Below are 23,569 nucleotides of genomic sequence, written 5' to 3'. Positions count from 1 at the left end.
TAATCTATGTCAAAAAGGACGGCTCAATATTTACTGAGCCGTCCTTTTTTGTTATCCACGATATCTATAAATATTACCGTCCAGCTTTAGCTACCAATAACAACTCATACAAGCATTTAGCAATCCATTCTACTATGCCATCTGCTCTTCTAGAGATAATGCTGTCTTTCTACTAGCCTGACGTAATTGCCTAACACCATGGGCAATCAAACACCCAATACCTAACCAAATCAAACCGTAGCTATAAATCATCGCTGACTCAAATGGATTGCCTAGCACGGTCACTGCCAAAATAAATAGCAACGCTGGCTCCAAATAGCTCATCATGCCATAGACATTGACTGGTAGCATTTGACTGGCATCAATATTGGTCTTCATTGCCAAAACACTGAGCACACCCAAACCTACTAGCATCATGATAAAGAAACCAGAGCCACTAACCAATGCCAAACTGCTTGGGGCAAAGAAGAATAAGTAAGCCAGCGCAAAGGGCGCAAATATCGTTAAATCAACCAATAAACCAGTTACTGCGCCAATTCCCTGCAGTCGGCGTAAAATGTAGTAAATAGGATACGTACCGCATACCCATAGCGTCGCCCAAGAGACACTTTGCGTACGGATAACTTCGCTACCCACACCCAATGCAGCAAAGGCCACTGCCAACCATTGCAAACGGCTTAGTTTTTCGCCAAAGAGGACACAACCAAACACCACCATCATTAATGGGAATAAGAAGTATCCCATCGCGGTTTGCACACCTTGGCCATTCACTGGCGCCCACATAAACAACCAAAACTGGCTAAGGAATATCGGTGTAGGTAATAGCAACCAAGCCCACTGCTTAGCGCCTTTGAGCAATTTTAACTTATCAATGTGCAATCCCAGACGCCCACTTACCATTAAGTATCCGACCAACGCTGCCCACATCGCGAGCATACGCCAGATAAAAACTTGCGTCCCTGATAATGGCGACAAAAAACTGCTATATGCATAGAGTACGCCAAATAGCACATTGGACAATATGGCAAAAGACACCCCTAATATCAGAGTGCGTTGTTGTACGCTACCTGTCGTCCAAATCGCAGGTAGTGGCAAACGTGCAGCAGTCGTTGCTAGCGTATTAGCGAATACATTGGAGAGCATTGAGATAGACATGATAAGCACCGTAGCTATTAATAGATGATAAAAAACCAATTGCTAGCTCTTTTTTAAAGCAGTTCTGATTGGTATGCTCTATGTTACTAGGGTGCTTTGATATATTATCTCTATATAGATGTACTTATGAATAAATATCTCAAATAGGTGTCATATAAATGATTATTTTCTTATATTAGGATTTTTAGTGATAATATTTATAAAAATCGATAGAAAACTCTCCTATTAAGGATGCCCTGATATGAGCCACACTTTAGATAATATTGATAAAGCTATTTTGAACTTGCTGCAAGACGATGCGACATTACCGCTTAAAACTGTCGCAGAGCGAGTGCATGTATCCATTGCGACGGCGCAGCGGCGTATACAAGCGCTAATAGATAGTGACGTGATTACCAAACAAGTAGCCATCGTCAATCCTGACAAAGTAGGCTATGGTCTGACAGCAGTAGTAATGATAGAAATGGAGCGCTCTAATACCTCAATGCAACATCGGTTTGAGCGCTTGATGGATGCGCAATCACGAATCATGAGCTGCTATGAAGTATCGGGTGATTTTGACTTTATGTTGATGGTGAATGCAAAAAACATGAGCGACTATCATCAGTTCACTCGCAGCTTACTGACTTACGAAAATAATGTGCGCAATTTTAAAAGCCAGTTTGTGATGAACTTTACTAAGAGTGGAACCAAAATCACCCTAGATTAATTATAATTAGTTAGTCACCGCTACACTTACCTATCATATGACAATGGATGATAAGTAGCTAAGTTGCCTCTGAACCCTGTACGATATCACCAAATATCTTATGGAAATTAAATTCTAATAGCTGATTCATGAGCCTATTTTTTAGACAAGGAAGCCTAACCATGATTGACCACACAAACGCTGCTAATAAGAACATGAAAGCGTCACTAAAACCGTTAAACCCATTAAATTCAAAAAAGATAATAGCAGGTGCTCTGTTTGCTACGGTACTCGTCAGCTCAGGCTGTGCGACTAGCTCACTATTAGACAATAGTGGACATGTCACTACGAACACGACGAAGCAAATACTGTCTGAAGATCAAATTGTTGCCTTTGGCCGCCCTGCGCAGGCGTTACCAAAAATGCCAAACGCGTCGATGGTTATCGTAGGAGAAAAGAACAGCTACGTTCTCACCCAAGGTGGGATAGAAATGGTGAACTTACTGAGTAACCTCACGCAAAAAAACATTCAAGTGGATAACGACATGAGCTTTCATGTACCCAATAACGATGGGTACTTCCAAGGTGAGATGAAACTGTCTTATGCTAAATTAAAAGATGAGTTTGGGCGCTCAGACTATCAGTTCTTTTTGCAAAACAACGGTAAAGAGTGTACCTCAGCGAGCGATCAACGTATCAATGCTCAGCGCTTTTGTTTTAGCGTTCCTGTCAAAGGCGCTATCTATCCGCAAGTTAGTAACTTGGGGTTAATTCAGTCAAACTATCGCGCATTGACCAAACCATATACGGTGAGTTTTTATACACAAACTCAGCAAGATGTCGTCACTCGTAGCGGTCCAAATGGCGCACAAAAACTGGTACTGCTACCCTTTGCCCTCGCCTTTGACGTGGTTACTTTCCCGTTTCAGCTATTAGATTAGATAGTTAACTATTATACCGCTCATCGTCTAGTATCAAGTTTCAGGCTACGTCATGAAAGCTACGTCATGAAAGCTACGTCATGAAAGCTACGTCATGAAAGCTACGTCATGAAAGCTACATCTTGAAAGCTACGTTATAAAAGCCCCTTTATATAAGGTACGTTATCGAAAGGTATTCCATACTAAATCGTAACGTGCCTGCTTAATATTTTAGAATAACTTTTCGACCAGTGTTTTCGGGTAATTTTGTTTTGCCTTCTCTGCCGCTCGAAACATCATCTCATCTGCTTCGACAGGTCCTGCAACATCGCATAAGCATACATAAGCCAACTGCATCAAATTATTTAACAGGTGCTCATTATCAGGTACAGACGGGCGATTGCCTTCTAAAAATTGACTAATGTTAAGACCATGCCCTTTGAAGGTGCGCTCTTTCGAAACAGTTTGGTGCATGGTCAGAAATAGGTTGCGACTTTCTGTTTCTGATAGCTGACTACGCAGCGCTTCTATGACGGTATAAAATGCCAAAACCAACTCAGATACAGGGATTGGCGCTTTGATTGTTTTATTATGGCTATTGTGACCATTGTGACTGTCAGCCTCGACTGTCTGCTGACTGTCCGTTTGCAACGTAGCCCAAAAGCCTTTCCTAATATCAGACTTATAAGCTTGCAGCTCAGGATAGCGCCTTGTCGCATCCAAGACGCACTGTTGCATCATCTTCACAGAGACAGTCGAGTATCGCTGCCACTGTGATTTAAGCAGTCTCACCTCTTCAGGAGGTAGATAATCGGCAAGCACTTCTGCCATCGCAGTCACAGCTTGGTCTACGGATTGAGTATCAATATTCATCAGCTCTCTCCTATAAATGCCGCTCAGTTAAACTCTTGGAATCAAACATTTGCTTTTGAAATTCAGGGTAACCAAGCTCTGCATGCTCAGTATAATCAAGGCCGCGCTGCTCATGTAAGCGGCTTGCTTTTAACCCAAAGCTTAGATCGATCAGCTTATACATCACTAGACCCAGTCCCAGTCCCCAGCCTAATGCCACGCTGACGCCCAGCGCTTGTACGCCGAGCCGTGATAAGTTAAATAAATCTCCTGTATAGAACAATCCTGCTGCGAGCGTACCCCATGCCCCGCCAAAGCCATGTACTGCCACTGCCGAGACCACATCGTCTACTTTGAACCTTAATAGCGCTTGCGACGATAGGATATAAACCACGGAAGCAACCGCACCGATGATGATAGCGAAGACAGGTGTTGTGGTCGCACAACCTGCAGTAATCGATACCAGACCAATCAAACTGGCATTGACACTATCGCTCAGCAAAATAGCCTTGTTGAGCGTTCGAGAGATAAGCATATAGCTCACTACAGCACTGACTGCTGCAACAAAGGTATTGACTGCGATTAGACCAATATTGCCAGTGATAGACAATGTCGATCCAGCATTGAAGCCGAACCAGCCGAACCATAAGATAAACCCACCTAGCGCTAGCAACGTCATGTTATGCCCTGCAATTAGCCTTGGCGTGCCATCAGGTGCGAAGCGGCCTAGCCTTGGGCCAATGACTAAGATACCTGCCAACGCCAACCAACCACCGATAGAATGCACGACAGTAGACCCAGCAAAATCAATAAAGCCAAGTTCAGCTAGCCAACCCGTGCCACCAAAATAACCACCCCATACCCAGCTGGCAAACACAGGATAAATAAATAGACAAATCAAACATGCCGCTACCGCATAGCCGATAAATGAAACGCGCTCTGCCATCGCACCACTCGCAATCGTCACCGCTGTCGCTGCAAACATCATCTGAAAAAACATTAACGCCCAGTCCATATTGGACAAATCGACAGGCATAAAGTGATCTGTACCGACAAAGCCTGAATTATTGGTACCCATCATTAGCCCAAAACCAACTAAGTAGAACGCTAGACCACCGATACACATATCGGTATAGTTTTTCATCATCACGTTTACCGCATTTTTTGCGCGTACTGAACCGCTCTCAAGTAGAGCAAAGCCTGCCTGCATAAAGAACACCAATACCCCGCCCCAGATAATCCAAGCGATATTTTGATATTCGAGCAGCTGCGCCACGGTCAATGTATCAGTCTCAGCAGCTTGCGCGCTACCCATTGCTGTAAACAATACTGTACTTAGTACCAGCCTATTACTTAGTGATGATTTTAATAGTTTTGGTAATGTCTTTATCGTGTCCAGTCCAACAGATGATGTTCTCATTTTATCTCCAAACACTTATCTATCCGTTCAAATTTTATCGGTGCACTATTTTTACTCATTAATACACACAAATAAGCCCTAAAAAGGGTGGAGCAAAACCTGTGCCAAAACCTATTATTAGAAATTGAAGGAAGTCATAAATATAAGAAAACAAATGACCAGTATCAGATAAATCAGTATTTTGATAGTTATGCTTGCGACGATGTAAGCATAAATTGAACTAGGATAGAGAGTGATTGTTAGAAATAAGTTTTATTGAGCTGATAATGCGACTGTTCTGCTTAAGCTGTTTTTACCATTATATCGTTCCATCAATCACTTACTTTGTATCAGCAGTTTATCTCATGCTATCAATAACTTATCATTAATCTTCCGTCATAGAATAGGTCGCATAGTGAAGGCGATTCATGTTAAAATGAGCGCTTTTAAATTCGCCTTTATTATCAGTGAGTGATAAGGGACGTATTTTTAGTGCCAATTTTCTAATTAACAGGTCCGCCCATGTCTGCCGATACCATCGCCCGCACTGCCTTTAAACAAGGCACCAAGCCACTTTATGATTATGACAAACACTGGGCGAGCTGCTACGAGCCGGCGCCTTATCTGCCGATGAGCCGCAAAGAGATGGACGAACTGGGCTGGGATGCTTGTGACGTCATCATCATCTCAGGTGATGCCTATGTCGATCACCCAAGCTTTGGTATGGCGATTATCGGTCGCTTGCTTGAGTCGCAAGGCTTCCGTGTTGGCATCATTGCTCAGCCAGATTGGAAGAGCAAAGACGCCTTTATGGAACTGGGCAAACCTGTCTATGCGTACGGTGTGACCGCGGGCAACATGGACAGCATGATCAACCGCTATACCGCCGATCGCAAAATCCGTAGCGATGATGCTTACTCTCCCGGCAATGTGGCAAACAAACGCCCTGACCGCGCGGCTATCGTCTATAGCCAGCGCTGCCGTGAAGCCTATCCTGATGTGCCTATTATCTTGGGCGGTATCGAAGGCAGCTTGCGCCGTATCGCTCATTATGATTATTGGTCAGACAAAGTGCGCCGTAGTATCTTGCTGGATGCGCGTGCTGATGTCTTACTATATGGTAATGCTGAACGTGCGATCGTCGATGTGGTACATGGTCTGTCTAAAGGCTATAGCTTTGAGCAGATGAGCAAATTGCGCGGTACTGCTTACTTATTAACCCCGACTCGTCGTCACTGGCAAGAAGACATGACCGAGGTTGCGAGTAACGATGTCGATACCGTTGGCCGTGTCGATCCAATCATCAACCCTTATGTGATGACCGAAGACGTTGATAGCTGTTCAATTGAGCAGAACAAACCATCTGACTCGCCTGTTGGCCAAGCCATGTCATCAATGTCGTCACAATATCAGGGTTTTGTCGCAGAACCTGTCGCCAATAAAGTTATCAACGCTGAACAAGTCGATGAAGAGACGCAAGTGGTACAAATGCGCGGCTTTGATAAGCCAATGACCGCACGTAAGCATAAGCTAAAAATGCCACCACGTGAAAAAACTGTCATTCGTCTGCCTGATTACGAGCATGTCAAATCTGACCCTGTGCTTTATGCTCATGCGAGTCGTATCCTGCATCTAGAAACCAATCCGGGTAACGCCCGTGCGCTCGTACAGCGTCATAGCAGCGGTGCTGGTAATTCGCATACTTCTATCGACGTTTGGCTCAATCCACCACCAGTACCACTCTCGACAGAAGAGATGGATTATGTGTTTGACCTGCCGTATGCACGCTTGCCGCATCCAAGCTATGGCGATGCGCGTATCCCTGCTTATGACATGATCAAGTTTTCAGTCAATATCATGCGCGGCTGTTTTGGTGGTTGTACCTTCTGCTCGATCACTGAGCACGAAGGCCGCATTATCCAGAGCCGTTCAGAAGATTCAATCTTGCGTGAAGTAGAAGCAATTCGAGATACCGCACCGAACTTTACTGGTGTGATATCTGACCTTGGTGGCCCAACGGCAAACATGTATCGCCTCAGCTGTAAAGACGAGACAATTGAGAAGAACTGCCGTAAGCCATCTTGTGTCTATCCTGATGTCTGCGAAAACCTGATTACTGATCATAGTAATTTGACCAAGCTATATCGCAAAGCCCGTGATATCAAAGGCGTGAAAAAGATCCTGATTGCTTCAGGCTTACGTTATGACTTGGCAGTGAAAGATCCTGAATATGTGAAAGAATTGGTCAGTCATCACGTCGGTGGTTACCTCAAGATTGCGCCTGAGCACTCTGAAGAAGGCGTGTTATCGAAGATGATGAAGCCGGGCATGGGCAGTTATGATCAATTCAAAGCCATGTTTGAGCAGTTCAGCCAAGAAGCAGGCAAAGAGCAATATCTGATTCCTTACTTCATCGCCGCCCATCCGGGTACCAAAGATGAAGATATGATGAACCTTGCGCTTTGGCTCAAAAGTAATGGCTACCGTGCTGACCAAGTACAGGCGTTTTATCCAAGCCCAATGGCGACCGCGACTACCATGTATCACACGCACAAAGATCCGCTACATAAGGTCAGCCGTGATGAAGGTGACATGGATATCGTCAAGTCTGGCAAGCAGCGCAAATTGCATAAAGCGTTCTTACGCTACCATGATCCAAAAAACTGGGTATTATTACGTAAAGCCTTACAAGACATGGGTCGTAGTGACTTGATTGGTAAAAACCGTGGTTGCTTGATTCCACCATTTAACGCCAGTTTAGAAGGGCGTGATGCCGCGCAAGATACTTACCAATCAGCGCGCAAAAAGAATAGCCGTGTTGGCAATGACTCAGTGAAGCGTAGTAATGGCTCGTCAAACAACAGTGTGTCAGCTAAAGGTGCAGCGGGTAAAAATGCTGTCGGTAAAAACAGTAAGAAGAAAGTCAGCAAAGGCAATTTCCAAACGCAGCATACTGGTCTGCCACCGCGTAAAACTAAGTAGTATTCATAGCAAGTAATATTCATAGTATAAAAACGCATGCTCAATTTAGCGCATGTTAAGTGAAACAAAAAAGCGTCTATCATCCACTCGTTGATAGGCGCTTTTTTATGCGCTAATTTCATAGATGCACATTTCAAACTAACACTGTTTACTTTTCACCATGTCATAGATTACAAGTTACATTAGACAGCGGTTGGGTAACGAAGCTAACAGGTAACGAACAATTTCTAACATTGAAATGGTTCGTTTTCGCTACTATAACCCTCATATGCTAAACGCATCATTAAGAACAAGTAAATGACATCAGCGAAAAGCTTTGGAGAGCACTATGAAAATGATAACTAAAATTGCGACTACCCTACCAGTCCTTGCCCTATTGAGCGCTTGTGCGACTACCGCACCCACTACCCCAGATGCAACTGATACGCCAGTTCCAGAAAAAGTAACCGCTGCCTATGATCGTATGGCACCAGCACCATACACCTGTACCGATGACAGCAAAATCATGGCAAAGCAATCTATCAACAAAGAACAAGTGATGCTCAACGTCACCTTGCCAAAAGTAAAATGGGCTGAGCAGCCAATCATCCTAAATGGTAAAGTGAAAGGCGAAGTCGCAAGCTATGTAAATGATTCAAACCCAGAAGTCGTCTATGCATGGCACATGAAAGGTGACAAAGGTATCTTTGCGATGAAGTGGGCTGACGGTAAAGAATACCAAGTAAACTGCCAAATCTAATCAGTTAGAGATACGCTCATATCGTAATAGACAAATAGTCGCAACAGAAAAAAAGCAGTCATTAAATAGTGGCTGCTTTTTCATGCGTGTTCGTTTGATACGTGTATAAAGGTGGCTATAAAAAACAGTATCAGGTAGATAGTTGTATAGTCAGTTCAATATAATTTCGACACAAGGAAACCGAGTGCAAGTTATACATTAGTATGCTTAGCGAGGTTAACGCTGTCATTCCTTTATAGTGGATTGGACTATATCAAAATTTACCATCTGATGTATTTCGCTAGAGAAGCACAAAGAAAGCTGTCAAAATAGCAGATAGAGCAAATCAATCATGACCAACAATCAAAAGGGTAACTCGATGGCAAAGCGTCTGATAAGTATGATGGTAATTGCAACGGCAAGCATGTGGGCGCTGACAGGCTGCGATAACGCTACCGATTCCGTCGATGCCACTGAGCAAACTGCGGAGACAGCAACAGATCCAACTGCATCGGCAGCCGATACCATCGACTGGTCACTGGTAGATAGCGGTACAAAGCCTGCTGACCCTACCAACTATAAGTATCCGTTTGCGATCGATAGTCAAAACGTCCGAGACTATGCAGATTACTTTAAAGTGGACGCTGCGACCGCTCAGCATAATCTGACGGTGAGCATGGCAAGTAACGAAGCGCTATCGAAAGCATTAGATCAACTCAGCGAAACCTATGTCTCACATGAGCTAACCGATGGCAATGAGATGACGCTTATCATTCATACCACGCCCGATGTCGCTGCCAGTCGCTATGATTATGTGCTGTCTGATGACTTTGCCAAAGGACTGGTGCTACCTATCGTGATTCAGCCAGATGGTAAGAAAGGTGATGTGAAAGCGCATGGTGAGATGGTGGAGTAGAAGTTGGGTTTTACTTCTCTAAGCTAAATAGTAATTCTACTAAAAAAACCATATAGATTTTATAGACAAGGAAGTCGATGTTTAAATCATATTATCAACACTATCATTCACTTAGCCCACAGGAAGTTTATGAGGGTTTATTAAGTTATGGAATGTTTAGCGACAATTTACCGTCTTTCTTACAATCTGTTGATTTTTTTGCTTGGTGCAAAGAACAAAAGGACTCTACCTTTCAGAAAAAAGAAACGACTCCTGTCTATTATGAAAGCATCAGAAATGTAAATATACCCAGACTTATTACAATTCCAAATCCTATAGCATATAGAAACCTCTGTTTAAATTTGAAAAATAACTGGGATGATATCCTATTACACTTCCAAACCTATACAGATAACCAAGACTGGAAAGTAAGTAGAATTCATATAAGAAAAACTAAAGAGAATAAGAAGATTTTAGTCTTAGGAAAATATGACACGTTAAGAGTTGTAAACCGCCAGATAGATAAAGAACAACTATTCGATATGGGTTTTTCAGATTATAGGGAAGACGATGATCCATTATTAAAGTTTAAAATTAAATCAAGATTTCAGGCACATGCAGATATATCTAACTGTTTTGGCAGCATATATACTCACTCTTTAACTTGGGCAGTTGCTGGTAAAGCTAATGCAAAAGTCAACCGTAGCGGATTTTGGTTTAATGAACTAGATACACTTTTGATGAATACGAATAATGGCGAAACACACGGTATTTTAATAGGTGCACATGCATATAATTTAGTGTCTGAAATTATATTAGTAGTAATTGACCATCAATTAGTTAAAAAAGGTTATAAATTTATAAGACATATTGATGACTATGTTTGTTTAACAAAGAACTATGAAACGGCAGAAAATTTTTTAGCAGACCTTTCTAATGAATTGCGGAAATTTGGTCTAATTCTTAATGGTAAGAAAGTTTCTATAGAAGACTTACCGGCGACAAAAAACTCAAGTTGGATTGTTGATACCTCTAACCATCCAGTAAGTTTAATAAGTTACCTTAATTATAATGTCATGGTTAATTATTTAGACTTTCTATTGAGTTTACTTAAGAAAAATGACGATGATGCTACTATATTAAATTATGGTATAAAGGTTATAACTGGAAAAAGAGCTTCTACTAATGCTGTTGAGTACCTGATTGATACGGTTCATCATTTGGTTATGATTTATCCATACCTTGTTGGTTTACTTGAGAATCAGTTATTTGAGAGATACGAAATAAATATCTCTACAATTAAAAATATATCTGAGAATCTTCTTCATTATGGTACTGAGCGTAATAGTTATGAACTTGTAGCGTACTCAATATACTTTTCATTGAAATACGATTTTGAATTCGATATAAACTCAACTCTATTAGAAAAAACTGGCAGTCTAGATGACTGCTTGACATTATTACTTGCCTATTTATATGACAAAAAGAAATATGGAGTCCGCAGTAAAGCGGTTAAACAGCATAAAGTCGTAGCTGAACATCTTTACAGTAATAACGAAGATGATTATTGGCTATACTACTATGAGGTTCTACCAGCTAATGATTTGAAAGATTACTGGAGTAAAATGAAAAAGGACAAAGTTAGTTTCTTAAAGCAAGTTTTCAATAGCTAGAATAGTTATTCGTTAGAATCCAATATCGGTGGGTTTCACTCTTACCAACCCACCCCATCATTCAAACTCTACACTTTTACACCTCTGTCAACATCGCCAAAAACTCTTCCTCAGCCACAATTTTGACACCGAGCTTTTCTGCTTTGGTCAGTTTAGAGCCAGCCTTATCCCCTGCCAGTAGCGCAGTGGTTTTTGCCGAGATGCTGCCCGAGACTTTTGCACCCAGCGCTTGTAGTTTGGCTTTGGCTTCATCACGCGCCATGCTATCGAGCGCTCCCGTGATGACCCACGTTTGCCCATCGAGTGGGAGCCCTTCTGAGGCGACCTGCTCGACCTTATCCCAATGAACGCCAGCTTCACGTAGTGCGGTGATGACTTCGATATTATGCGGCGCACGGAAGAACTTATAGGTCAGCTCGGCGGTGATTTCTCCAACATCTGGGGTTTTTATCAAGGTGTCAATACTGGCTGCCATTAGACTGTCTAAATCACCAAATTGCTGTGCAAAGTTCTGTGCTGTGCCTTCGCCGACACCGCGAATGCCAAGTGCATAGATAAAGCGAGCCAACGTCGTGTGCTTGCTAGATTCGATAGCGTTAATGATATTTTGTACCGATTTTTCGCCCAATTTTTCAAAGGTGACCATTTCATCTGCATGGTTATGCAATTGATAGATATCAGCGACCGTCTTGACCAGACCATGCTCAAAGAAGCTGATCAGCCAGCTCGCACCAAGCCCATCGATATCCATCGCGCGGCGCGAGACAAAGTGTATGAGCGCCTCGGTCTGCTGCGCGGGGCAAAACAATCCGCCGCTGCAACGTGCCAATGCTTCATCTTCCGGCAGGACGACAGGAGAGTCGCAAACAGGGCAAGTCGAAGGTAGCGTGACTGGCTCGCTATCGGCTGGGCGCTGATCGTGCCAGACACGAGTGACTTTTGGGATGACATCGCCTGCACGATGGACGCTGACCGTATCGCCTGCACGTACGTCCAAACGCTGAATCTCGCCAAAGTTATGCAAGGTGACATTGCTGACAGTGACGCCGCCGACTTTGACAGGTTCAAGCTTACCGACCGGTGTGATTTGACCCGTACGGCCGACTTGCCACTCGATATCGTTTAGACGCGTCATTACCGTTTCGGCAGGGAATTTATAAGCAGTTGCCCAGCGTGGCTCACGTGATAGGTAGCCTAACTGCTGCTGTAGAGCAAGGCTGTTTACCTTAATCACCATGCCATCGATTTCAAACGGCAAACTGGCACGGCTCTCAATCACTGACTCATAATAGGTCTGCGCGGCGCGTGGATTTGCCACTACTTCTATGGCACTGACCGTAAATCCAAGCTCAGTGAGCCATGCCAAAGCCCCTGATTGTGTATCGATAGTATCTGGCAAACCCTGATTGACCGAATAGCCGTAGAATGCCAATGGACGACTAGCAGCAATGGCTGGATCTAACTGACGTAAGCTACCAGCAGCGGCATTGCGCGGATTGGCAAAGGTTTTGCCCTCGTTCTCTTCTGCCAGTCGATTAAGCCGCTCAAAGCCTGCCTTTGGCATCAATACTTCACCGCGCACTTCTAGCAACTCAATATTAGCAGCATCAGCTATCCATAGTGGCAAGTTACGAATGGTTTTGGCATTTTGGGTAATATCTTCACCGGTCTGTCCATCACCGCGCGTGACCGCTTGGACAAACTTACCATGCTCATATTTCAGTGAGACAGCTAGCCCATCGAGCTTTAGTTCCATCTCGTATTCAGGGTTTTGCTGCGAGTCGCTGAGACGATCATTGACACGGCGCATAAAATCGCGCAAATCATCATATTCAAAGACATTGCCTAGCGACAACATCGGAATATCATGAGTGACTTGAGTAAAAGCCGATAGCGGCATATCGCCGACTTGATTGATTGGGCTATCTGGCTGCACCAAATCTGGATATTCTTCTTCAATCTCAAGCAAGGAGCGACGCAACTGATCGTACTCGCTGTCTTCTAATATTGGACTGTCGAGCACATAATAGGCATAGTTATGCGTCTTAATCGCTTCAATAAGCGCACGCATTTTTGAGACAATCTCTACACTATTATCCCTACTACTATCGGTAGGACTGGGTATATTAGAGGTCGCAGGTGCTTGGTTTTCTACTTGAGTAGATGGGTTTTTAGAATTATTTGATGATGTAGAGTCAGTCATAGTCGGCGTCTTTTTTGCAATTCAAGATGTCGATATGATAACAAGTTTGTAGGAAGCTCGGTATAGTCAATCCTATATAAATCAAATACCATGTCAGGCTTGCTCAGTCTACTATGGTTAGCATTTTGCAGAAACTATAGCCTATTAAAAAAGGCAAATAACGTTAATCGCTATTTGCCCTTTTTATGATTTCTGCTATTAAACAGCTTTTAACTTTCTTAGCTTAGCCTTCGCGCTGCTAACCCTCATAATCACGAACTTGGTTACGTAGCTGCTGCTTGTATTCAGGCGTGATTGGTTCGTTCTCTTCATCAAGCATAATCGCGTCAAGGTCGCTTGCCATCATATAAGCAATGCTCATCATGCTATCGAAGCTGCGCACGGCTTGTGGATGCGGCAGTGACAAGAATACGACGACACCGTTATAGGTGTTGGTCGCGACACTATGCGGATCAAACGGCGCGATACCGCTATCAGTGATGCCCATCATGCTAAACCACAACATACCCGTGCCGTCTTTTTGCTCATAGCGATGGAACATATTCATCGCGCCATAGCGTAGGCCGTATTTATCAATCAACGCTAACAGATCACGACCACGGATAATCGCCGCTGGACGGTCACGATATTGGTGCGGCAAGATGGTGATATTGATATTGTCTTTGGCATTAATTAAAGGACCATTTTGCGCATCATCACCTGATTCTGATAGATGCTGATCCAGTATCGGGCTATTATCATCGAAGCTTGGCTCTTCTGCCGTATCAATGGTTGGCATCAGGCTATCGGTCGCTGACATTAGGCTAGAGAACGCATCAGGCTCTTGCTCGATATGCATCTGATCGGCAACTTCGACAAACTCAGCACTATCGGCACGGCGTTGCTCTTCTTGCCAGCGAGCGTAGTCCGCTTCATCGATGACGTCATGGTCGTCAGTTGCTATATGGTCACGCTCAGCCGTTAGTTGAGCGTCAACGTTGGTATGCGCTTGCGTCAATGGCTCTTCTTCAACCACAGCATCTAAGTAACTACGGTCAGGACCGATGCTCGTCTCGCCTGCAACCGTATCATCAAGGTCTGGCTGATCGACGATGTTGCGCTCGTGACGCGGTATGATCGGAATACCATTTTTATCATAATTGACCGCAGCAGCTTCGGTAGCACCGCGGCGCTTAAAGCTACGAATGACCATAAACAGCCCTGCGAGCACGATAAACGCGGCAATGGCAATCAATATAAACTGAATAACGGTCATGATAAATACATCCTAGTATATATAACAAAAGGGAATACACAAACGAGCATAAATGGCAATATTCTAGCATGGCTGACCTATATCGTCACCACATTGTGTACTTTATAACCAGTATGCTGGACTGAGGTCAAGCTTATTTGCATTTATGCCAATTGATTGATTATATTTGCATCGCGCTGATTCTCATAGCACTTTTAGTGTCGACTATTTCACGCTTAGCTCTCTACGTAACGCACAGCTTCATCAAGCGATACACTGACGAGTGTAGAAATGCCTGCACTTGGCATAGTGATACCTTTTAGCTCATCAGCAATTTGCATCGTTAATTTATTATGGCTGATAAAGATAAACTGCAAATCGTCTGCTAGCTCATGAATGAGACTGGTAAAGCGCGCGACGTTGGCATCATCAAGCGGTGCATCGACCTCATCAAGCACACAGAACGGTGCGGGATGCTGCTTAAATATCGCAAAAATCAAGCTCAGCGCGGTAAGGGTTTTTTCACCGCCCGATAGTACCGCTAAGCGACTGTTACGTTTGCCCTTCGGCTGCGCCATTAAGGTAAGCCCTGCCCGCCATTGTTCGGACTTTGGCGTATTGGCTGGCATCTCGTCGGTGTTCAACGTCAGGCTAGCCTGTCCACCGCCAAAGACCTTGGCAAATAAATTGGCCAGCTCCTTATTGACCGCATCAAGCGTCTGCATAAACAGCGTCTTGGTCGTCTCATCAATAGAGGCAATCGCTTCGGTCAATGTCTGCATACTGGCCGCGATATCTGCCGTCTGCTGTGCGAGTGGCTCTAGGCGTTCGTTCACTTCGGCCAACTCTGCGACCGCTGCCAAATTCACTGGCCCAATCTTGCTCAACTGCTGGGTCAACTTAGCGCGCTCAGATTCAAGCTCAGCGATTTTGTCTGGACGGACGCGGCGATCATGAGCGATAAAATCTGCTAGCAGGTTTGAGACGCTCATGCTTTGTTGAGGTTGCTCTGCTTGCGCTTTATATTTATGACTCACACGATAATAAGCATCTAAAGCGTTCTGCGTGTACGCGCTAGCATCCTCTAACCGTGCAGCACTTAATGCCAGCTCAGTAGCATGACGGGCAAGCTCGCTTTGCTGCGTTTGTAATGTATTTTGCAATGTATCAAATGCTGTCTGCTGCTCAGCGTACGTTTGTTTTAGTGCTGTTAGCGCAGTATCGCGCTCGTTCAATAGCACTTGCTGCTCATCGCGCGTTACCTGTGCAGACTGTAGCGCTGCTTGTAGCTCTGGTAATTTAGTCTGCTGCTGCTCATAACGTCTCTGTAGACTTTGCTCATTCTCTAACGACTTATCATGTTGCTCAGTTGCACGAGCCAGACTGCTAACACTATGTTCCAAGCGCATCTCATACTGCTGAATACGCAGCTGCAATGCTTGCCATGCGTCCTCATCAGCTTGACGCGCGCGGTTTAGCTCGCTGCGCTCAGCTTGCAACTGCTGGTTTGTCGCTCGTGCCTCTGCTATTTGCGGAGTGAGTGTGGTGATCTCACTTTCAATATGCTGTTGTTCTTGTTCAAGCGTTTGTTGCTCTTGCGCCAGTTCTTGCTTTTCTTGCTCAAGCGCTACTTTATCAGCGTTCAGGCGTTGGCTATCCGCTTGCAAGCGTTCGGCATTAGCTCGCTCGGTCGTCAGCTGCTGCTGGTATTTATGCTTATCACGGGTTAACTGATCAGCTTGCGCACGCGTTTCTTCCAAACTGACCATCAACGCATCATAATCTCGCTGGTCTTTTAGAATAGATTTTTGCTGATCTTGTATTTTGATTTCAAACTCATCAAGCAAGTCTTCTAATACTTGTAACCGCGTACGATGCTCTAAACGCTGCGTGAGAAATTGACTGCTGCTATCACTTTGATTATCTTGCGCACCAGCGAATTTGCTTAAATTAATCGTTCCATGACGACTGATGAGCCAACCATCTGCGGTAAGTAGGATAGCGGACGATGGTAATAATTTTAGTACATCAGTAAGTGTGTCAATCTCATTCTGTTGACTGGTCTCAAACTGCGCCGTATATATATAGCACTGCTGCCATAGCGAGAGTAGCGGCTGAGTAATCAACTGCGATAATGGCAACACTTTATCAATCAAATTGTCTGGCAATTCGCTGACAAACGCATTTTCACTAATATCACTTTTCGCAGTTGGCAACCATAAGCTATGACCTGTCTCTATTAGAGTTTTATCTTTTGCACTGGCAGGCGTATTTTGTGCCGTCTGATAAGTCAGTAAGTCTGCAACGTCATGCTCAAGCACTTGCCAGAGGCTATCAGTTTTCTGAGAAATGCTATTAGCGTTGTTAACGTCTGATTGCTTGATTTGATTAGCTTGTTGATTAGCAACCAGCACATGGCTATCTAGCCACAATGCTAGGATACTATCGAGTAGCGGCGCATACTCCTGCCCCTTCGCACTTAGCTCAATTTGCTCACGTAGCGTTGCAATGGCTATCGGCTGATGATATATGCCATCGCTATCTGCATTATCTGTCGCGGTAGATTGAGTCTTTTCTGATTGCTGTTGTATAGGTTTCGGATGCAATATCTGATGCAGGGTATCGTATTCGCCTGCCAACAGCGCATGACGCTTTTCATCATCGCTCAGCTCGCTCTGCTGTGCGTTTAGTCTCTGCTGCAAACTATGCGCTTGCGGTTGTATCTCGGACAAGCGTTCATCGACGGCTTCGTATTGACGCCCAACTTGCTGCAACTGCGTGCTTAGCTCAGTGACTTGCTGTTCTAGCATCTGACTTAGATCTTGCGTATCATCCGTCTTACTCATATCGGTACGACTAGATGGCGCTATAGACTGCTGTAATTGCTGCCACAGGTTTTGCCAGTTTTGCTCGCGGCGTTGCCATTTATCATAGCTTTGCTGATGGCGCTTTTGTGCTTGAGCGTTAATAGCTTGCTGCTGTTCAAGCGAACGGGTTTTATCTTGCAAGCGTGACAGATTGTTTTGCGCTTCATGCCACGCGCGCTGTAGTGGCTGCTCATTGCGTTTATAGTTATTGCGTTTATCAGTTAGCTCAGTCAGCTGCGGGCGTAATACTTCTAGCGCTTGATTCTGCTCAGCTTGTTCAGCTTTTAGGCGTTCGATATCAGCGAGTGATTGCGCACGTTGCTGAGCCAAGCCAGACAGTTGCTGCTCGATAGTAGTCAGCTGTGATTTAGCATCGCTTAGCTTATGTTCCGCTTGTTGATAGCTGAGCTGCTGCTGATAGTGAGCGCTTTGAGCATCGTCTTTGAGCCATTGCTCTTGATTGATTCGCGCAGTGAGTTTGTCTTGCTGAGCTTTGAGCGTGTCGTAGTCAGTTTGAAGTGTCGACACCTCAGTAGCACTACGTTCATGCGCTACTTTCTGCTGTTGATGTGTTTGCTTGGCTTGATAGAGTTGCTGAATGGCGAGCTGCTGCTCGATATCAGCTAGTGTTAACGCCAACTCTTCATAACGCTGCGCGCTCGCTGCCTGTTTAGACAGTGTTTTCTGCTGGCGTAGTAATTCGCTTTGCATATCATGCAGACGCGCTAGATTGTCTTTCGTTTTCTCTAATTTCTTTTGCGTTTCTTCACGGCGAGCCTGATAGCGTGAGACACCTGCCGCCTCTTCAATAAACTCACGCAGCTGCACGGGGCTAGACTCAACAATGCGCCCAATCATGCCTTGCTCAATCACCGCATAGCTACGTGCCCCCAGTCCCGTACCTAAAAACACATCGACTACATCGCGGCGACGGCAACGCGTACCATTGATAAAATAATCTGAGCGACCATCCTTATTTACCTGACGACGAACCGATAACTCTTGATACAAGTTAAACTCGTGGCGAATACCAGTCTGCTCATCTTGGGTATGCTCAAAGGTCAGCTCGACACTGGCGACGCTTTTGGCTGTTTTATCTTGCGTACCGGCAAAGATAACATCACTCATCGCCCCGCCGCGTAACTGCTTGGCAGAGGTTTCGCCTAGCACCCAGCGGATAGCATCAATCACATTGGATTTGCCACAGCCGTTCGGCCCGACGATGGCAGTGATACCATGACGAAAAGTAAAAGTGGTTGGATTGGCAAAGGATTTGAAGCCTGCCAGCTTTAGAGATTTTAAACGCATGAAGAGTCAATAAACTTAGCAAAAACAGGCGGCTATTCTACCTGAAATTGTAGTGGGTTTTTAGGGTTAAACGGCTAAGTGCATAAACGATTTTGATTCAAGGCTTTGATGGAACCCTCGCAGCAGTTTTTGCTCCACTTGGCAGACGCTATTTTCTGCTAAGTAGCGATTATTAAACTCGATGAAGGCTGACCAAGAGATACTTGCTACTTTTAAGTGATCGACTATTTCTAACAGCTCTGGTCTTAGCAAATGCTGATACTTTCTTGGCCGTTTATGACATAAAGCCAGCTCCCGATCTACGAGCGTTTGCTTGTTTTGCTTTAGCGCGTCACCACCGATAAATAACAGCAAAAACTTTGCCCCTTTATCGATAAAGCCTTTTTCTAATAAGTGCTCATACATCAAACAATACTTTAGGATTGGGTCTGGGTTTTTCCAACCAGCGAGTTTTAACTCATTCGCTATCAATACATTCCCCTGATGGTTATAGGCTAGGTTGTCCATATACATTGCTTTTAGCTCTGTACTGTTTTCAAACATGCCGCTATTACCATGTGTCGACCATGACCCACTTGGCTCAAAGTTGATAAATTGCTGATAAAATAAGTCCAAGTAGACATCACTGCACAAACTCAAAAAAATATCGAACTCTTTATTGAGATAGTCTTCAGAAAAGAACGTTACGCGGCGCACGGCTTCTCTCGCATTACAGATACCCATCGTTTGCGTTGAATACGTCTCTAGCTGCTCAGTCTCATTCATTTTTGTATTGAGCTTTTTGATGACTGATTGCTCAATCTCTTCTATATTTTTATCCTTTAACTCTGGATGAGCCGCCCACTCAATGATTTGGCGTACGTATTGCTTTTTAGTAATACCTAAAATACGCTGCGGCTCCCATGCCAAAAACTCTACCATATTAGAGAGACCTGTCGTCCATGATAACTGGTCTTTTAAATGATTCATTGAGCCGAAAACACGGCGGTATTTTTCTGCAGCTTTCATACTAATAATATCTCACGGTTTGCATACTAGCTTTATAAGGTCTGTCATTGCTATAGTTATTCCACTGTACAAGTATTACAGCGTTAACCTCGCTTGAGGTATCAGATATATGTCTACACTCGATTGCCTTGTACTATTTTTAAATTGAATCGACTATACAACATGTCAAGTTTATCTAAGGATTTGAAGCCTTTTAGCTTTAGAGGTTTTAGACACATAAAGGAACAATAAACATAGCAAAAACAGGCGGCTATTCTACCTGAAATTGTGGTATTTATGGCTGACACAGACGATACCACCACTCTCTAAGACTATAATCTTTCAAAAGGCAGTCAATGGAAGTTAGTAAAGGAAATAAGGCTACTCCTAAGACGTGACTATTTGCGTATATTCATCAGCATGTTGTTTAACAACTTTTAATAGGTTATCAGTTTCTCTGTCAAATGCTTCTTTAGCAACCTCACACTGTCCGAAACTACCAGAAAATAATTCGATATATAATTTAACGAGTTGTTTAGAAAATTTTTCGTAATCATCTTCTAACAAAGGGAAATGAAGCATGACTAAGGTATCAACTTCAGCCATTAACATCATGAATGTCTCCATCGTAAAATTTAGGTTTTCATTTCTTGAACGATGATATACGCCTTCGTAAGCCATATAAGCTAGGCGATACAACTTAACAGTTAATTGCTCATACTTTTCACGTGTAAAAACTTTCACTTCCTTATTATGTTCTAACTTTAATTTATCAATATCATGCTTATGTATTTGTTTATTCGTTATATAAGGAAGTAGTCCACCAATGAGAACTCCTAAGAGACTAGCTATTACTGCAAACATTTTTAACTCTCTATATAATAATCAAAATTAAAAACAATTGGTTTCTTACAACATTCCAAGCCCACTCAATAACAACTGCCCTCCAGCAAATATTAATAATATGCCAAATGCGCGCTTAAGCATTAGCGCAGGTAAGACATGGGCAAGCTTGGCACCGACTTTTGCCATCGCAAAGCTGGCGACTGAAATAAACAAGAATCCTGTGACATGGACAAATCCTATCGTGCCCTCAGGTAGATTGACCACGTCTTGACCGAACCAAGCAAACCCTGCTGCTCCAGCCAGTGCAATTGGTAGACCGCATGCCGCTGATGTGCCAACCGATTGCTTCATCGGCAGTCCTGCCCAGTTCAAGAACGGTACGGTCAAGCTGCCGCCACCAATGCCAAAAATAGAGGACGCCATACCAATACCCGTACCAGCACCAAACTGGACACCGGCCGATGGTAACGGTTTGCCCACCTGCTCTTTATTCGAAAAGAACAGCATTTTTAGAGCGACCAATAGCGCACCGAAACCAATAATAGCCTGTAGCGCTTGCCCATCAATCATATCCGCGATACCAGCACCGACCAAACTACCGATGACCAATCCAAGCGCCATCTTGCGCCATACTTCCCAGCGTACACCGCCGCGCTTGTTATGTGCAGTCAGTGAGCTGATTGAAGTTACAACGATGGTCGCCAATGACGTCCCAATGGCCAAATGGGTGATTACTTCTGGCGAAAAGTCATAAGCGGTAAAAATCCAGACCAAAGCCGGCACGATAATCATGCCACCGCCGACGCCAAACAAGCCCGCGCTGACACCGGCAAACGCGCCTGCAATCACAAACCACACATATAACATCATAGAACGAACCTTTTATAATACTGACTGGCGCTATAGTACTCACTAGCGCTTAGGCGTGCTTAATTGTATTTGCCAAATCTCAGCGTGACCTTTATGCTGTTTACTCGGTACTGTCTGACCGCAACAATCGCTCAGTATATCAAAGTTTCCTTTAACCACATCGACTAAACTTATGCCGCCACTCACTAGTTTCTCTACCTATTTATCCGAGCTCAATCACCGTCATGTGGCTAGTAGCGCCTCGACCAATAGCGAGCTAATAGAAGCCTTGCAAAACGGGTCGTTAGATGTCGCCACCGTACACGTTTTAACCGCGGAAGCCCAAAGCGCAGGTCGTGGTCAGCACGGGCGCTCGTGGCAATCACCGCGCGGCAATGTCTATCTGTCGCTATACCATCCTGTGCATATGCCGATCAGTGGCTTATTATCGCTCATCATTGGTCTTGAGCTGGCAAAAATGCCCGTCATTCAAATGTTGAACGAGCAACTACAAGCGCAGGGACTGACGCCAATTGGTGTGAAATGGGCAAATGACTTGGGTTTTTATCAGCAAGCTCAGAGCCAATCTGAAGAGCTATCTAAAGAGCTATCTAAAGTGCAATCTATGACGGACAGCTCGGTATTGGAAACAGCATTGAATAGTGATGTAGCAAATCAGCGTACCCTACCCTTTAATAAACTGGCTGGGATTTTGATAGAGCCAGTGACGAAATCTGGTAGGTTGGTCGGTGTGGTGTTAGGTATTGGCCTAAACGTACAAGCAGCACCAAAGCTCACCACACAAACATCTGAGGGTATGAGCTACCAAGCGATTAGCTTACAAGACATTAATGAAAGGCTACCTTTAGAGACACGATCTGCGAGCCTACCAGATTTACCAATGCTCTATCAGCAGATGTGCAAAGCATTGATGGCGGCGATGACACGCTTTGAGCATTTGGGCATAGAACAGCCAACGGGTCATACTTATTATTTGGATAGTTTTTTGGAGCAGTTTGCGATGATGGATGCGCTATCAGGTCTTCGCTTACGCGTCACGCAAGACTATAATAACGAAGAAAAAGTTGTGACGGGAATCGCTTGCGGTGTCGACACACATGGCTGTTTGCAATTGCGCCAAGATAGCGGTAAGATTTCTACGCTTTTTACTGGACGCATCGACGTTATTTATTAGGCTTAGACAACTATATTGATGAACACCATCATTAACGAGCACTATATAAAGGGACTTTTATGCTCTGGCTTGATCTTGGAAATACCCGCCTAAAATACTGGCTAACCGATGATATCGGACAAATAGTCGCGCATGATGCTAAGCAGCACCTGCAAGCGCCTGCCGAACTACTTATGGGTCTGACGGATCGCTTTGAGCGTTATGCACCTGACTTTATTGGTATCTCATCAGTATTAGGCGACAATCTCAATGCCAAAGTATCAGATACACTCAGTCGTTTGAATATTCCGTTCGAGTTTGTCCATGTCGATGCAGCACATACTCTGATGAAAAGTGCTTACAATGATCAGCAGCTCGGCTGTGATCGCTGGCTACAGATGCTCGGTGCGGTCGATAAGAAAAAACGTCAATGTGTGATTGGTTGCGGTACAGCGGTGACCATTGATTTGATTGATCATGCTGAGCATCTGGGTGGTTATATTTTCCCCAGCATCTATCTACAGCGCGAGTCACTGTTCTCTGGTACTAAGCAAATCACCATCTCGAACGGTACTTTTGATAGCGTCAGCCAAGGCTTGACCACTCAAGACGCGGTGCACCGCGGTATTTTGCTCTCAATCGTCGGCGCGATCAACGAGATTAGCCATCGTCACCCTAATTTTGAATTGATTATGACAGGCGGTGATGCCGCTATTATTTCGCAGCACGTTAATCGCCCAGTACGCTTGCGTGATGATTTGCTATTAAATGGGTTGGCAAGATACTTTGATTATCGCAATAAGTCTTAGCCGCTTATAG

Annotated in this window: 17 protein-coding genes; 8 read left to right on the top strand and 9 right to left on the bottom strand. The window is 44.3% G+C overall.

Annotated elements, in window-relative coordinates:
* Nucleotides 1-132: 132 nt before the first annotated feature.
* The gene (gene rarD, locus B2863_RS09350) at nt 133-1,155 is read right to left on the bottom strand and encodes an EamA family transporter RarD (protein ID WP_296209651.1); all 1,023 of its coding nucleotides are present in this window, start codon (nt 1,153-1,155) and stop codon (nt 133-135) included.
* A 241-nt stretch (nt 1,156-1,396) separates the two neighbouring features.
* Here rarD and B2863_RS09345 point away from each other — a divergent pair, with 241 nt between their 5' ends.
* Together B2863_RS09345 and B2863_RS09340 are read left to right on the top strand one after the other, a co-directional pair.
* A complete protein-coding gene (locus tag B2863_RS09345; protein ID WP_101204277.1) occupies nt 1,397-1,864 on the top strand; it encodes an Lrp/AsnC family transcriptional regulator in 468 nt (155 codons plus the stop codon).
* 161 nt (nt 1,865-2,025) lie between these two features.
* A complete protein-coding gene (locus B2863_RS09340; protein WP_296209646.1) occupies nt 2,026-2,784 on the top strand; it encodes a hypothetical protein in 759 nt (252 codons plus the stop codon).
* Between the two features lie 210 nt (nt 2,785-2,994).
* Here the strand turns inward: B2863_RS09340 and B2863_RS09335 are convergent, their stop codons facing one another.
* Entirely contained in the window at nt 2,995-3,636 is a 642-nt protein-coding gene (locus B2863_RS09335) for a hypothetical protein (protein WP_296209643.1), read from the bottom strand.
* A gap of 10 nt (nt 3,637-3,646) precedes the next feature.
* Nucleotides 3,647-4,930, bottom strand: a complete 1,284-nt coding sequence (locus B2863_RS09330; RefSeq protein ID WP_339343198.1) for an ammonium transporter — start codon at nt 4,928-4,930, stop codon at nt 3,647-3,649.
* 606 nt (nt 4,931-5,536) lie between these two features.
* Between B2863_RS09330 and B2863_RS09325 the strand changes: the two genes are divergently transcribed.
* The 4 genes from B2863_RS09325 (at nt 5,537) to B2863_RS09310 (ending at nt 11,282) form a co-directional block, all read left to right on the top strand.
* Nucleotides 5,537-7,996, top strand: coding sequence for a YgiQ family radical SAM protein (locus tag B2863_RS09325; RefSeq protein ID WP_296209639.1), 2,460 nt, complete (start codon nt 5,537-5,539; stop codon nt 7,994-7,996).
* 328 nt (nt 7,997-8,324) lie between these two features.
* A complete protein-coding gene (locus B2863_RS09320) occupies nt 8,325-8,735 on the top strand; it encodes a hypothetical protein (protein ID WP_101204281.1) in 411 nt (136 codons plus the stop codon).
* A gap of 331 nt (nt 8,736-9,066) precedes the next feature.
* Nucleotides 9,067-9,630 (top strand): hypothetical protein, encoded by a 564-nt coding sequence (locus tag B2863_RS09315; protein WP_296209636.1) that lies wholly within the window; start codon nt 9,067-9,069, stop codon nt 9,628-9,630.
* Between the two features lie 77 nt (nt 9,631-9,707).
* Entirely contained in the window at nt 9,708-11,282 is a 1,575-nt protein-coding gene (locus B2863_RS09310; RefSeq protein ID WP_296209633.1) for an RNA-directed DNA polymerase, read from the top strand.
* A 76-nt stretch (nt 11,283-11,358) separates the two neighbouring features.
* Here B2863_RS09310 and ligA read toward each other — a convergent pair whose 3' ends face one another.
* The 6 genes from ligA to B2863_RS09280 all read right to left on the bottom strand — a co-directional run bounded on the left by ligA (nt 11,359) and on the right by B2863_RS09280 (nt 21,594).
* Nucleotides 11,359-13,485, bottom strand: a complete 2,127-nt coding sequence (gene ligA / locus B2863_RS09305; RefSeq protein WP_414706923.1) for an NAD-dependent DNA ligase LigA — start codon at nt 13,483-13,485, stop codon at nt 11,359-11,361.
* 238 nt (nt 13,486-13,723) lie between these two features.
* Nucleotides 13,724-14,740, bottom strand: a complete 1,017-nt coding sequence (locus B2863_RS09300; RefSeq protein ID WP_296209630.1) for a cell division protein ZipA C-terminal FtsZ-binding domain-containing protein — start codon at nt 14,738-14,740, stop codon at nt 13,724-13,726.
* A gap of 215 nt (nt 14,741-14,955) precedes the next feature.
* Nucleotides 14,956-18,894, bottom strand: a complete 3,939-nt coding sequence (locus B2863_RS09295) for an AAA family ATPase (protein WP_296209627.1) — start codon at nt 18,892-18,894, stop codon at nt 14,956-14,958.
* Between the two features lie 66 nt (nt 18,895-18,960).
* Nucleotides 18,961-19,902 (bottom strand): hypothetical protein, encoded by a 942-nt coding sequence (locus B2863_RS09290; protein ID WP_296209626.1) that lies wholly within the window; start codon nt 19,900-19,902, stop codon nt 18,961-18,963.
* 366 nt (nt 19,903-20,268) lie between these two features.
* The gene (locus B2863_RS09285) at nt 20,269-20,745 is read right to left on the bottom strand and encodes a hypothetical protein (RefSeq protein WP_296209623.1); all 477 of its coding nucleotides are present in this window, start codon (nt 20,743-20,745) and stop codon (nt 20,269-20,271) included.
* 45 nt (nt 20,746-20,790) lie between these two features.
* A complete protein-coding gene (locus tag B2863_RS09280) occupies nt 20,791-21,594 on the bottom strand; it encodes a sulfite exporter TauE/SafE family protein (RefSeq protein ID WP_296209813.1) in 804 nt (267 codons plus the stop codon).
* A 175-nt stretch (nt 21,595-21,769) separates the two neighbouring features.
* Here B2863_RS09280 and B2863_RS09275 point away from each other — a divergent pair, with 175 nt between their 5' ends.
* Together B2863_RS09275 and B2863_RS09270 are read left to right on the top strand one after the other, a co-directional pair.
* On the top strand, nt 21,770-22,771 hold the full coding sequence (locus B2863_RS09275; protein ID WP_296209621.1) for a biotin--[acetyl-CoA-carboxylase] ligase: 1,002 nt from the start codon (nt 21,770-21,772) through the stop codon (nt 22,769-22,771).
* Between the two features lie 59 nt (nt 22,772-22,830).
* Nucleotides 22,831-23,559: a pantothenate kinase gene (locus B2863_RS09270; protein ID WP_296209618.1), complete on the top strand. Its 729-nt coding sequence runs from the start codon at nt 22,831-22,833 to the stop codon at nt 23,557-23,559.
* Nucleotides 23,560-23,569: the final 10 nt, after the last annotated feature.

Origin of the sequence: Psychrobacter sp. UBA3480, from assembly GCF_002377945.1 — a bacterium.
In the GTDB taxonomy this organism is placed as follows: Bacteria; Pseudomonadota; Gammaproteobacteria; order Pseudomonadales; family Moraxellaceae; genus Psychrobacter.
The sequence above is the reverse complement of the archived record's forward strand: the minus strand, read 5'-3'. Positions and strand labels throughout refer to the sequence as shown.